Below are 12,401 nucleotides of genomic sequence, written 5' to 3'. Positions count from 1 at the left end.
GTCGCTCAAGGAGGTCTTCACGGACTTGCGTTGTTCAGAATCCGGCCATAAAACGTGAGTAGCGTTCGGGTTATGGATCGAAGAGCGTTCATGGTGACCGCCGGTGGTGCGGCGGCAGGGGCAGCGATGCTGCCGGGTCAGGCGGAGGCGCAACCGCGGACACAGGGGAAGTGGGGCCCGCATGGGCCGGTCGTCCGCTTCAACGTCCTCAGCGACATCCAGGGCGACCTCACCGACTTCGGCAAGGCGCTCGACGACCTGCACGCGATCAACCCGGGCAGCGCCGGGCTCGGCATCGCGGGCGACCTCACCCCGCGCGGTTACGACTTCGAGTACGCCCAGCTTCGCGCGACGTTCGACAAGCACCCGCATCCGCGCGAGGTCGCGTGGGCGATCGGCAACCACGAGTTCTACGTCCCGAAGTGGCGGGATCCCGACACGCTCGCCCAGGAGACCTGGCCCAACGGGACGACCGAGGATTCCCTCTTCCGCGGTTTCTACCGGTTCGCGGGCCGCAACACCGTCTACAACGAGACGTCGTTCGGCGGCGTTCCGGTGCTCTGCCTCGGCACCGAGCGGTACGCGAAGTACCACGACCCCAAGCTGTGGGACGAGGTCTGGATGAGCGACCGCCAGTTCACCTGGCTCGAACAACGCCTGCGGTACTGGTCGAACCGGCGCAGCCCGGTGATGGTGCTGACGCATCATCCGTTGCCCAACACCGTTTCGGGTACGCACAACAAGCTCTACCGGTCCGATTACCTCCAGCCCGACAGGCTGCTGTCGATCCTCGGCCGCCACCGGGACGTGTTCCTCTTCTCCGGGCACACGCACTGGGATCTGAACCTGTCGGACTGGGTGGTCCGCCGCGTGGTGCCTGGTACCGGCAACCTGGAAGGGTTCACGGTCGTCAACACCGCCGCCGTGCAGACCGGCTGGACGGACGACGGCAAGGGCGGGGAAGTGTCCCTCGGCGGCGCGTTCAACCAGGGGCTGCAGGTGGAGGTCTCGCCGTTCTCGGTGGTCATCAAGGCTCGCGACTTCACCACCAAGACGTGGCTGAAGCAGATCACCGTTCCGCTGCACGACTCCTGGGGGTTCCCGCACTGAGTGGGCGCCGGTGCTGCGGGTCGTGAGCGGCGATTCGGGGTGCGGCTGGGGAACGGGGGTCTCGCGCCAGCGGCGCGACAGCAATGGGTAGGCACATGTCTGTCCGCTCTGACCCGAAACGCCATTCACGACCGACTCGGCCTGCTCGCGACCGTGGGCGGCCCTGAAGGTAGCGAAGGCCTCCTTCCCTACTTTGAGGGTAGGGAAGGAGGCCTTCACGGACGCACTGGCTCAGTTGGCCGGCTTGACCTCGGTCTTCGGGTCACCGTCGACCGCGGCGGCGAGCTGCGGGACGATCCTGTCGATCACGTACGGCAGGCTCAGCACGGTCACGAAGGAGACCGCGCTGCCATAGGTGCCTTCGTTCTCGATGAAGACCTCGCGCTTCTCCTTCGCCACCTTCAGGCCCGTGTAGAGCGCGTCCTTGCCGAGGATCTCCTGCGCCTTGGCCGGGGTGTCGATGAGCCACACGAGCGCGTCGCGGTCGAGCAGGTCGGTCCGCTCGGCGCTGAGGCTCTTGCCGAACTTGTCACCGATGACGGCGTCGAGGTCGGCGGGCAGCTTGAAGCCGAGCGATTCGAGGATGTGCGAACGCCCGTCCTGGCTGCCGTAGACGAAGTAGCCCTCGTAGGTCGAGGCCATCAGCGCCGACTTGCCCGCGAACTCCGGGTGCTCCTTGCGGGCCTGGGCGAACTTGTCCTCGACACCCTTGACCAGTTCGTTCGCCTTGGTGGCGCGGCCGACGGCCTGGCCGACCTTCTTGGTCGCCTCGTTCCACGGGATGCCGTAGTCGTTGTACTCCTTCGGCTGCGCGACGACCGGGACGCCGATCTGGCTCAGCTTGTCGTACTGCTCCTTGGTGAGCCCGGAGTACAGCGCGATGATCAGATCCGGCTTGAGCGCGGCGATCTTCTCGTACTGTGGTCCGTCCACGTCCTTGAGGACCTCGGGCAGCGCGGCGCCGCCGAGCTTGTCGGTCGCCCACGGGCCGATGGTGCCGGGGAACTTGCCGAGCCATTCGGTGACACCGACCGGGACCACGCCGAGCGCGAGCAGCGCGTCCTGCTCGGTCAGGCCGACCGTGACGACGCGCTTGGGCTCCTGCGTGATGGTGGTGCTGCCGTACTTGTGCTCGATCGTGGTCGGGAACGCGTTCGCGTCGACCGCGGAGCCGGCGGAGTTCTGCGCGGCCGGGGTGGCCGACTCGCCGCCTCCTCCGCACGCGGTGAGCGAGGCGGCCAGCACCAGGGTGGACGCCAGCAGGCCGGCGGTCTTCAGGCGCCCGCGCACGGCGGAGAGGGTGGGGATTCGGGCCATCGTCCGTCCTTCGTGATCGGCTGTCCGGCGGAATGCCGGATTAATCGAGGATCAGGTTTGGCTAACCTAAGACGCCGACCGCCCGATTGCAACCGGTGACGGTGCGTCCCGGGTCACGTCCGTGAACGGTTGTCCGACCAAGCCGCCCAAAGCGTTGCGTATTGACCGCCGGAGGCCACGAGTTCGTCGTGCGTCCCGCTTTCGACGATCACGCCCGCGTCGAGCACGACGACGCGGTCCGACGCCGCGGCCTGCGTCAGCCGGTGCGCGACGACCAGTCCGGTCCGGCCCTCCAGCGCGGCGGCCGCGGCGGCTTCGAGGGTCTTCGCGCCCGCGCTCCCGGCTTCGGCGGTCGCCTCGTCGAGGATCGCGATCGGCGGATCGGCGAGCACCAGCCTCGCCAGCGCCAGCTGCTGCGACTGGGTGACGGTCAGCTGATGCCCGCCCTCGCCGACCACGGTCGCGAGGCCTTCGCTCAGCGCCTCCGCCCAGCCGCGCGCGCCGACTTTTTCCAGCGCCGCCAGCAACTCCGCGTCGGAAGCGCCGGGACGGGCGAGCCGGAGGTCGTCCGCCAGCGAACCGGCGAAGACGTGCACCTCCTGGCTGATCAGCGCGACCGCCTGCCGCGTGGCGGACGGCCCGAGCTCGTCGAGCGGGACCCCGCCGACGGAGATGGTCCCCGAGGCCGGAGTGTGGATCCCGGCGATCAGCTTGGCCAGCGTGGTCTTGCCCGCCCCGCTCGCGCCGACCAGCGCGACCCGCTCACCGGGGGAGAGGCTGAGATCGACGTCCCGCAACACCGGATGACCGTCCACATAGGAATGGGAGATGCCCGCCGCCTTCACCGAGGCGTCGACGGGTTTCGCCGGCCGTTCGGGTTCGCGCGGCGCGGGCAGATCGGCGACCCCGATCAGCCGGGCGAGGCTCGCGGCGGCCGCCTGCGCGTCGTCGACGAGCGCCAGCGCGGTGTTGATCGGACCGAAGAGGCTGTGGAAGTACAACGCCGCCGCGGTCGCCGCGCCGACGGTCACGGCGTCGGCGCCCACCAGCAGGAAACCGGCCGCGAGCACCGCCGAGAGACCGACGAACTCGGCGAGGTTGAGCCGGGCGAAGAACTTCGTCATCAGCCGGACACCGCGCAGCATCAGGTCCATCGCGCCCTCGGACCGCTGCCGGACGCGCTCCACGTGGGCGTCGGCGAGCCGGAACGCGCGGACGGTCTTCGCGCCGCCGATCGTGTCGAGTAGTTGCTGCTGCTGCGAACCCGTCGCGATCCGCTGTTTCGCGTACAACGGGACGGCGTTGCGGACGTACCAGCGCACGGTGTGCAGCTGGATCGGTGTCGCGAGCAGCGCGGCCAGGAGGAACCGCCAGTCGAGGACGGCGAGCGCGCCGAGGGTCAGCACGATCGTCAGCACCGAACGGCCCAGTTCGGGCAGGGCTTCGCGGACCGCCCTCGCGACCACCGTGACGTCGTTGGTGACGCGGGCGGTGAGGTCGCCGGAGCCCGCGCGTTCGACCTGTTCCAGCGGGAGCCCCAGCGCCCGGTCGACGAACCGTTCGCGGAGTTCCGCGAGCAGTGTTTCGCCGAGCTTGGCGGTGAGCGAGACTCCCAACGCCGTCGCGATGGCCTGTGCGACGGCGACCAGGACCAGTGCCACCACGGGGGTGGTCAGCTCGGTCGCGGGCCGTTTTTCGATGACCAGGTCGACGATGTGGCCGAGCAGCCGGGCGGTGAGCAGCCCGATCGCGGTCGCGCCGACGAGCATCGCCAGCGCGCCGACGGCGCGGGCCTTCGAGGTGCGGAGCAGTTCGCCGAGGACGGCGCGGATCCGCTTGCCGTCGGCGGTGGGGAGGAGTTCACGGGTCATGACAGCACCGCCGCGCGGTAGTCGGCGCGATCGCGGGCGAGTTCGGCGTGGCCGCCCTCGCCGGTGATCCGGCCGCCGTCCAGGACGACGACGCGGTCGGCCACGGCGAGCAGGGCAGGACTCGTGGTCACCAGGATCGTGGTCCGTCCTCGTCGTAGCCGGGCGAGCCCGGTGGCGATCTTCGCTTCGGTCACCGTGTCGACCGCCGTCGTTGGGTCGTGGACGACGAGCACCGGCGCGTCCGCGGCGAGCGCGCGGGCGAGCGCGACACGCTGCCGCTGGCCGCCGGAGAGGGAGCGTCCGCGTTCGGTGACCGCGGTCGCGGTGCCGTCGGGCAGCGCCGCCGCGACCTCGTCCGCGGCCGACGCGGCCAGTGCCTCGTCGGCGGACCGGCCGTCCGCGTGGACGTTTTCCGCCAGCGTTCCTTCGAACAGGTCCGCGTCGTGCGCGGCGACCAAGACGACCTCCCGCACTCGTTCAGGGTCCACAGTGGACAGATCGACGCCGTCGACGTGGACCTTGCCCTCGGCCGGATCTCCCGCGCGGCCGAGGCAGTCGAGCAGATCGGTCGCGGCGGCCGGATCCGCGGCGACGACGCCGATCAGCTGCCCGGCCGGGATGTCGAGGTCGACGCCGCGAAGGCTGCCGTACGAGACATCGGTGAACCGGACGTTCCCGGTGGCGGGCGACGGGAGTTCGCCGTCGCCCGAGTCCACCGCGACCGGCGTGGTCAGCAGGTCGGCGACCCGGGCCGCCGACGCGCGGCCCTGCGCCAGTTCGCCGTTGACCCACGAGAAGATCAGGAACGGCGTGAGCAGGAACTGGGCGAGCCCCACCGCGGCGACGAGGTCGCCGACGCTGATCGATCCCGACGAGGCGAGGTGCCCGCCGACGAGGGCGACGACCGCGATGAAGACGCCGGTCAGCGCGAGCACCGCGCCGTCGTGCCAGGCCTTCGCCCGTGCGGCGCGCAAGGTCGCCTTGAGCGAGTTCTGGCTCGTGTCGCGATAACGGGCGACCGCGGCGGGTTCGGCGCCGATGCCTTTGAGCACCCGCAGGCCGGACACCAGGTCCGTGGCGACGCCCGAGGCGTGCGCGGACCGTTCCTGTTCGGCTTCGCTGCGGCGCTCCAGCGGCTTGCCGATGAGATGCGCGAGATACAGCAGCGGCGGCGTGCCCAAGAGCACGAGGAGCCCCAGCGGAAGGGAGATCCGCAGCAGCGCGATGGCGCTGACCAGCACCCCGGCGAGCGCGGCGATCCCGAACGGCAGTGCCGCGTTGACCACGCCGACGCGTTGCGCGTCGCTGGTGCCGATGTTGACCAGTTCACCCGCCAGCTTGCCCTTGTCGGCGCCGCCACCGGGATGCAGGACCCGGCGGCTGATCGCGATGCGGAGGTCGTGCGCCGCGCGCAGGGACGCGCCTTCGGCGGCGCGCGCGGCGAACCGGTAGCTGTAGGACAGTCCCGCGAAGATCACGCCGAGCACGGCGAGCCAGAACACGAGCGTGCCCACCGAGCCGCCGTCGACCGCCTGATCGATCACCACGCCGATGATCACCGGGACGAGGGCTTCACCGCCCTGGTGCCCGGCGGCGAGCACGGAGGCGAGAGTGACCCGCCGTCGCTGCCCGGAAATCGCCTGCCGCAGGACACTCCGGCTGGTGGTGGCCGTTGCGGTCACCGGCGCCTCCGTTCGTGGTGGGGAAGGTAAGGCTAGTCTAAGTAGGTAGCTCGTTGAGGTGAACTCCGGCGTTCGGTTAGCCTTGCCTCACTCGAAGGAGGTTCCGTGGTCGTCACCGAACGCCCGCCCGCTGCGGCGTCCCCGCCCAGCGCGGCGGCACGGACGTTCCGTGCCGGCGGCCTGGTGGTCGGGCTCGCCCTGCTGGCGCTGATGTTCCTGCTCAGTATCTGGGTGGGGTCGAAGAGCATCCCGTTCACCTCCACCTGGTCGGTGCTGTGGCACAACGACGGCTCGACCGAGGCGGTGATCATCCACGATCTCCGTATCCCGCGGACTCTGCTGGGCGTGGTCGTCGGTGCGGCGCTCGGCCTCGCGGGCGCGGTGATGCAGGCGCTCACCCGGAACCCGCTGGCCGATCCCGGCCTGCTCGGCGTCAACACCGGTGCTTCGGCCGCGGTCGTCTCGGGGATCGCGTTCGTCGGGGTCACCAGCGTGCTCGGCTACATCTGGTTCGCTTTCGCCGGCGCCGCGATCGCGTCGGTCGTGGTCTACGTCCTCGGCTCGGCAGGACGCAGCGCCACGCCGGACCGGCTCGTGCTCGCCGGTTCGGCCGTGATGGCGGTACTCCAGGCCTACATCGTCGGGATCCTGCTGCTGATGCCCGAGACGTTCAACCAGTTCCGCTTCTGGAACGTCGGCTCGCTCAGCGGCCGCAAATGGGACGTGTTCCTGCAGATCTCGCCGTTCGTCGCGGTCGGCGTGATCATCGCGCTGCTGCTCGCCCGGCCGCTCAACGTCCTCGCGCTCGGCGACCAGACCGGCAAGGCGCTCGGCGCCCACGTGGGCCGCACCCGGGTGCTGGGCGCGGTCGTGGTGATGCTGCTCTGCGGCGCGGGGACCGCGGCGATCGGACCCGTACTGTTCCTCGGGCTCGCCGTGCCGCACGCCGCGCGCATGCTGGTCGGCCCGGACCAGCGCTGGGTCCTGCCGTATTCGATGCTGCTCGCGCCGATCGCGCTGATCGGCGCCGACGTCGTCGGCCGCGTGCTGAACCCGCCGGAGGAACTGCAGGCGGGCATCGTCGTCGCGTTCCTCGGCGCGCCGGTGTTCATCGCGCTCTGCCGCCGCAGGAAGCTGGCCAGGCTGTGACCGCGATCAAGGAGCACCCACGGATGAGCACCCGCGTCCTGCGCACCCCGGGCGGCGGACTTTCCCTTCGCGTCACCCCGCGGGCCGCGATCGTCGTCGCGCTGCTGGCCATCGCGGTGTTCTTCCTCGGCGCTGTCAGCATGACCACCGGCGACTACCCGTTGTCCGTCGGTGAGGTCATCCAGACGCTGTTCGGCTTCGGCGACCGGAGCACCGAGTTCATCGTGACCACCCTGCGCCTGCCCCGGTTGCTGACCGCGCTGCTGGTCGGCGGCGCGCTCGCGGTCAGCGGCGCGATCCTGCAGAGCCTGTCCGGGAATCCCTTGGGCAGCCCCGACTTCATCGGCTTCACCGAGGGCGCGGCCGCCGGCGCGTTGCTGACGATCATCGTGGTGCACGGCGGCATGCTGCAGGTTTCGCTGGGTGCGCTGGTCGGCGGCGTCGTGACCGCGGGCCTGATCGCGTTGCTCGCGCTGAAAGGCGGCGTGCACACGTTCCGCCTGATCCTCGTCGGTATCGGTGTGAACGCGATGCTGCTCGCGTTCAACTCCTACCTGATCACGAGGGCCTCCTGGCAGGACGGCCTGGCGGCGCAGGCGTGGCTGGTCGGCGGGCTCAACGGGCGCGGCTGGGAGCATGTCGGCCCGGTCGCGATCGCCATCGCCGTCCTGCTTCCGCCCGCTTTCGTCTATGGCAGAAGGCTTTCTCTGCTGGAGATGGGGGACGACTCGGCCAAGGGGCTCGGCGTGCCGGTGCAGCGGAGCCGGGTCGTGCTCCTCGGGGTCAGCGTCGGGCTGTGTTCGATCGCGACGGCGGCCGCCGGCCCGATCGCGTTCCTGGCACTCGCCGCGCCTCAGCTGGCGAAGCGGCTCACGCGGTCTTCGGGGCCGGGCCTCGCCGCGGCCGCGCTGATGGGCATGCTCCTGCTGGTGACCAGTGATCTGATCACCCAGCAGTTCTTGGCGGGCCTGCCCGTCGGTCTCGTCACCGGGGCGATCGGCGGGCTGTACCTGGCCTGGCTGCTGGTGTCCCGGCGCGGGGTCAGCCGAGCTGCGCGCTGACCGGCTCGATCGGCGCGGGCTCGCCGAAGCGGGCCAGCGCGAGCGCCGCCGAAACCGCGAGCACGAACCCGGCCGCCGCCACGGCCGCGAACCCCGGTCGCGTGGTGTCGCCCAGTACGAGCACCCCGATCAGGGACGGGAAGACGGTCTCGCCGATCACCATCATCGCGGTCGACGTCGTGACGCTGCCGCGCTGCAACGCGGTGGCGTAGAACAACATCGCCAGCGCACCCGCCACACCCAGCGTGTACGTCGCCGGGTCGGTCAGCAGATCCAGCGGGGCGAGGCTGGTGAGCGCGCGCCCGGAAAGGGCGACCACGCCGAAGCACAGGCCGGCGATCAACCCGAGCGCCGGTGTCCGGATCCGGCGCGCCGCGCGACCGGCGAACATCCCGGCCGTGCCGAGCACCACGACCGCACCGATCAGCACGAGCCGGAAACCCAGCCCGGTCGACGCCGAGCCCTCGCTTTCCGCCGACATCCCGAGCAACGCGAGCCCGGCGCAGACGACCGCGACCGCCGTCCACTCGCGACGCCCCAGCCGGACCCCGAGCGTCCGCGCGGCCACCGCCGTCACGGCGAGACTTCCGGCCAGTGCCGCCTGGACCACGAACAGCGGCAGTACCCGCAGCGCGGCGACCTGGGCGACGAACCCGATGACGTCGAGCGCGAGACCCGCGACGAACTTCCACTGCCGCAGCACCCGCACGAGCAGGCGGGGATCGACGCGATCTTCCGCGCCCGATGTCGCTTTCGCGGCGATCGCCTGCATCACCGAAGCGACGCCGTACGCACAGGCCGCGAAGAACGCGCAAACCAGACCCCACCACATGAACCACGAGCCTAGCCCTGCGGCGCCCACCCGGAGATCTCACGTGATCGCCGCCCAAGCACGCGAGTTCCGCCTTCAAGCACGCGAGATCGCCGGATGTGTAGGGTGAGTGGCATGTCGAACACGAGTTCGAGCGCGGCCGAGCCGGTGGAGCGCGCCTGGCCGGCGGGGATCGCCGAGGACGAAGCCGGGATCCAGTGGGACTTCCTGCGTTTCCTCCGCGCGACGGCGGTGAACAAGGTCGCCGGGCTGACCAGGGACCAGGCGGCCGCGACACCGCTGCCGTCGTCCCCGCGGATGAGCGCGCTGGGGCTGCTCAAGCATCTGACCGCGGTGGAGCGCTGGTGGCTCTCGATCGAGGCGGGCGGAGCGGACCTGCCTTCGCTGTGGGAAGGCTCACCGGATCCGAGCTGGGAGCTGACCGAGGACGACGACCCGCGGTCGGTCGTCGAGGCGTACCGCGCCGAGTGGGCCTTGGCGGAGTCGTCGCTGGCCGGGCTCTCGCCGGGCGATCGCGCGCGCAAGTCGGGGAAGTTCACCGTCCGCTGGGTGCTCGCGCACGTCGTCCAGGAGACCGCCCGGCACGTCGGGCAGCTGGACATCCTGCGGGAGCTGGCCGACGGAACCACGGGGGAGTAGCGCCGTAAGGTGTCCGCATGGCTGACAGGCTGTACTTCCGGCAATTGCTCGCGGGCCGTGACTTCGCGGTGGGGGATCCCGTCGCTACGCAGATGGTCAACTTCGCCTATCTGATCGGCGACCGGGAGACGAACGACGCCGTCATCGTCGACCCGGCGTACGCCGTCGGAGATCTGCTGGACCTGCTCGAAGCCGACGGCATGCGGCTGACCGGCGTCCTCGCCACACATCACCACCCCGACCACGTCGGCGGCGAGATGATGGGCTTCTCGCTGCCGGGGATCGCGGAACTGCTGGAACGAGTCCAGGTGCCGATCCACGTCAACGGTGCGGAGGCCGAGTGGGTCCGCCGGATCACCGGCGTCTCCGGAACCGATCTTCGCTCGCACGATCACGACGACGTCCTCGAGGTCGGTGCGGTGCCGATCCGGCTGCTGCACACGCCGGGGCACACTCCGGGCAGCCAGTGTTTCCTGGTCGACGGAAAGCTCGTCTCTGGCGACACACTGTTCCTCGAAGGCTGCGGCCGGACCGACTTCCCCGGTGGCGACGCGGAGGCGATCTACCGGAGCCTCCAGTGGCTGGCGGGGCTGGACGGCGATCCGGTCGTCTACCCGGGCCACCAGTACTCGGCGGAGCCGTCGGCGAACCTGTCGCGGGTGAAGGACACGAACTTCGTGTTCCGGCCGAAGTCGCTGGAAGAATGGCGGCTGATGTTCGGCGGCTGAGGCGCATTCAGAGGAACAAATGCGGAAGGTGTCCAGATCGCGGGACGCGAGGCTCGCGGATTGACCAGGCCGGTGCGGGAAGCCGAAGCTCGGAACCGTGACGCTCAAGCTGCATTGGTTCCTCCCCACCACCGGTGACGGCCGGACGATCGTGGAGCACTTCCACGCCAGCCGCGCCGCCGGGGCGTCCGCCGCCCGCGAGCCGAGCCTCGGCTACCTCGCGCAGGTCGCCGGCGCCGCCGAGGCGAACGGCTTCGAAGGCGTGCTGACACCGACCGGGACCTGGTGCGAGGACGCGTGGCTGACGACGGCCGCGCTGATCCGCGAGACGAGAAGCCTCAAGTTCCTCGTCGCGTTCCGGCCCGGGACGATCTCCCCGACACTGGCCGCGCAGATGGCCGGGACGTTCCAGCGGATCTCGCAAGGACGGGTGCTGCTCAACGTCGTCACCGGCGGCGATACGGTCGAACAGCGCCGTTTCGGTGACTGGCACGATCACGACCAGCGTTACGCCCGCACCGGTGAGTTCCTCGAGATCGTTCGCGGTGTGTGGAGCGGCAAGCCGTTCGACTTCGACGGCGAGCACCTCAAGGTCGAGGGCGCGACCACGCGCGCGGCGCCGGATCCGGTTCCGCCGATCTATTTCGGTGGATCCTCCGCGGCGGCGCTGCCGGTCGCGGCGAGGCACGCCGACGTCTACCTCACGTGGGGCGAGCCGCCCGCGCAGGTCGCCGAGAAGATCGCCAAGGTCCGCGAGTTCGCCGAGGAGCAGGGCCGGAAGCTCCGCTTCGGTATCCGGCTGCACACCCTTTCCCGTGACACGTCGGCCGAAGCCTGGGCGGAGGCGGGCAAACTGCTGGAGGCGATCGACCCGGAGCGGATCGCCCACACCCAGGAACAGTTGTCCGCCGGCGAATCCGTGGGCCAGCAGCGGATGGCCGCGCTGCACGGCGGGAAGACCGGCGGCGGCGTCCGCGGTTTGGAGGTGTACCCCAATCTCTGGGCCGGGATCGGCCTCGTGCGCGGTGGCGCGGGCACCGCGCTCGTCGGCAGTCATGGGGAGGTCGCCGACCTCATCGAGGAGTACCACGCGCACGGCATCGAGGAGTTCGTCCTCTCCGGCTACCCGCATCTGGAGGAGGCGTACTGGTTCGGTGAGGGTGTGCGTCCGGAACTGGTCCGGCGAGGGCTCGTCGCGTAGAACCTCTACAGAGACCGGGAAAGAGCCAAAGCGGCGGTCCGCACCGCGGGTGCGACCCGGTTGGTGTGCATGCGGTTCGCCCAGCCGGAGATCGACAACGCCGCCACCGCCACCCCTTGCGCGTCGAGCAGCGGGCTCGCCGCGCAGACGACGCCGACGCCGGATTCCTCCCGTTCGAACGCTATTCCCTCACCGTGGATCTTGGCGAGCTGACGGCGCAGCAGGCCCGCGGCGGTGATCGTCCGTACGCTGACGCGCGGCAATCCGGCGTCGATCACTTGTGTCACCACGGATTCCGGCGAGAACGCGAGAATCGCCTTGCCGACGCCGGTGGCGTGCGCGGGAAAACGGCCGCCGATCCGGGACGGCAGTGACGGCGCGTCGGGCCCCCGCAGGATGTCGAGATAGACGACCTCGGTGCCTTCCAGGACCGCCAGATGCACGGTGTTGCGGGTCGCTTCGCGGAGATCGGCCAGATACGGACGCGCCGCCTCGACGAGTCCCCGGCGCCGTACCGCCAGCTGGCCTATCTCGAACAGTTTCAGCCCGAGCCGCAACGTCGCGCCCTCGCGTTCGAGGAGGCCGGTCGCGACCAGGTGCCCGGTGAGCCGGTGGACGGTCGATTTCGCCAGGCCGGTCCGCCGCGCCAGCTCGGAAACGCCGAGCGCGTCGTCACCGGGACGGAAAGCCGAGAGCAGCGCGGAGATCCGGGCGGCGACGAGGCCGTCCGCTCCGGTTCGTTCCGGGTCGTCGTTCCGCCCAGCGGCACGCATGGGTTGAGTGTGCCCTATCCGCTCGGGGAGCGTCACCT

11 protein-coding genes are annotated in these 12,401 nt (G+C 70.4%); 6 read left to right on the top strand and 5 right to left on the bottom strand.

What is annotated here, in order from left to right; genetic code table 11:
- The first annotated feature begins 72 nt into the window (after positions 1 to 72).
- Positions 73 to 1,110 carry a metallophosphoesterase family protein gene (locus tag LCL61_RS26365; RefSeq protein ID WP_340682196.1) on the top strand — a complete coding sequence of 346 codons (1,038 nt, stop codon included), beginning with the start codon at positions 73 to 75 and terminating at the stop codon, positions 1,108 to 1,110.
- Between the two features lie 231 nt (positions 1,111 to 1,341).
- On the opposite strand, the gene LCL61_RS26360 is transcribed toward LCL61_RS26365, so the two are convergent.
- From LCL61_RS26360 to LCL61_RS26350, 3 genes are all read right to left on the bottom strand, one after another.
- The gene (locus LCL61_RS26360) at positions 1,342 to 2,427 is read right to left on the bottom strand and encodes an iron-siderophore ABC transporter substrate-binding protein (RefSeq protein ID WP_340682195.1); all 1,086 of its coding nucleotides are present in this window, start codon (positions 2,425 to 2,427) and stop codon (positions 1,342 to 1,344) included.
- Between the two features lie 113 nt (positions 2,428 to 2,540).
- Positions 2,541 to 4,298 (bottom strand): ABC transporter ATP-binding protein, encoded by a 1,758-nt coding sequence (locus LCL61_RS26355; protein ID WP_340682194.1) that lies wholly within the window; start codon positions 4,296 to 4,298, stop codon positions 2,541 to 2,543.
- Positions 4,295 to 5,980 carry an ABC transporter ATP-binding protein gene (locus tag LCL61_RS26350; RefSeq protein WP_340682193.1) on the bottom strand — a complete coding sequence of 562 codons (1,686 nt, stop codon included), beginning with the start codon at positions 5,978 to 5,980 and terminating at the stop codon, positions 4,295 to 4,297. Before LCL61_RS26350 ends, LCL61_RS26355 begins: the two co-directional genes overlap by 4 nt.
- Positions 5,981 to 6,085: 105 nt before the next feature.
- Between LCL61_RS26350 and LCL61_RS26345 the strand changes: the two genes are divergently transcribed.
- Both LCL61_RS26345 and LCL61_RS26340 read left to right on the top strand, forming a co-directional pair.
- Positions 6,086 to 7,129 (top strand): FecCD family ABC transporter permease, encoded by a 1,044-nt coding sequence (locus tag LCL61_RS26345; protein WP_340682192.1) that lies wholly within the window; start codon positions 6,086 to 6,088, stop codon positions 7,127 to 7,129.
- 23 nt (positions 7,130 to 7,152) lie between these two features.
- On the top strand, positions 7,153 to 8,190 hold the full coding sequence (locus tag LCL61_RS26340; protein WP_340682191.1) for a FecCD family ABC transporter permease: 1,038 nt from the start codon (positions 7,153 to 7,155) through the stop codon (positions 8,188 to 8,190).
- On the opposite strand, the gene LCL61_RS26335 is transcribed toward LCL61_RS26340, so the two are convergent.
- Positions 8,171 to 9,022 (bottom strand): hypothetical protein, encoded by an 852-nt coding sequence (locus LCL61_RS26335; RefSeq protein WP_340682190.1) that lies wholly within the window; start codon positions 9,020 to 9,022, stop codon positions 8,171 to 8,173. The two genes, LCL61_RS26340 and LCL61_RS26335, sit on opposite strands and share 20 nt — an antisense overlap.
- Before the next feature lie 114 nt (positions 9,023 to 9,136).
- Between LCL61_RS26335 and LCL61_RS26330 the strand changes: the two genes are divergently transcribed.
- The 3 genes from LCL61_RS26330 to LCL61_RS26320 all read left to right on the top strand — a co-directional run bounded on the left by LCL61_RS26330 (position 9,137) and on the right by LCL61_RS26320 (position 11,590).
- A complete protein-coding gene (locus LCL61_RS26330; protein ID WP_340682189.1) occupies positions 9,137 to 9,661 on the top strand; it encodes a DinB family protein in 525 nt (174 codons plus the stop codon).
- A gap of 17 nt (positions 9,662 to 9,678) precedes the next feature.
- On the top strand, positions 9,679 to 10,389 hold the full coding sequence (locus LCL61_RS26325; RefSeq protein WP_340682188.1) for an MBL fold metallo-hydrolase: 711 nt from the start codon (positions 9,679 to 9,681) through the stop codon (positions 10,387 to 10,389).
- A 97-nt stretch (positions 10,390 to 10,486) separates the two neighbouring features.
- A complete protein-coding gene (locus tag LCL61_RS26320) occupies positions 10,487 to 11,590 on the top strand; it encodes an LLM class flavin-dependent oxidoreductase (RefSeq protein WP_340682187.1) in 1,104 nt (367 codons plus the stop codon).
- A 5-nt stretch (positions 11,591 to 11,595) separates the two neighbouring features.
- Here the strand turns inward: LCL61_RS26320 and LCL61_RS26315 are convergent, their stop codons facing one another.
- Positions 11,596 to 12,363, bottom strand: a complete 768-nt coding sequence (locus LCL61_RS26315; RefSeq protein ID WP_340682186.1) for an IclR family transcriptional regulator — start codon at positions 12,361 to 12,363, stop codon at positions 11,596 to 11,598.
- Positions 12,364 to 12,401: the final 38 nt, after the last annotated feature.

Origin of the sequence: Amycolatopsis coloradensis (genome assembly GCF_037997115.1) — a bacterium.
In the GTDB taxonomy this organism is placed as follows: Bacteria; Actinomycetota; Actinomycetes; order Mycobacteriales; family Pseudonocardiaceae; genus Amycolatopsis; species Amycolatopsis coloradensis_A.
Note: the sequence above shows the minus strand (reverse complement) of the source record. Positions and strands in the feature narration are given on the sequence as shown.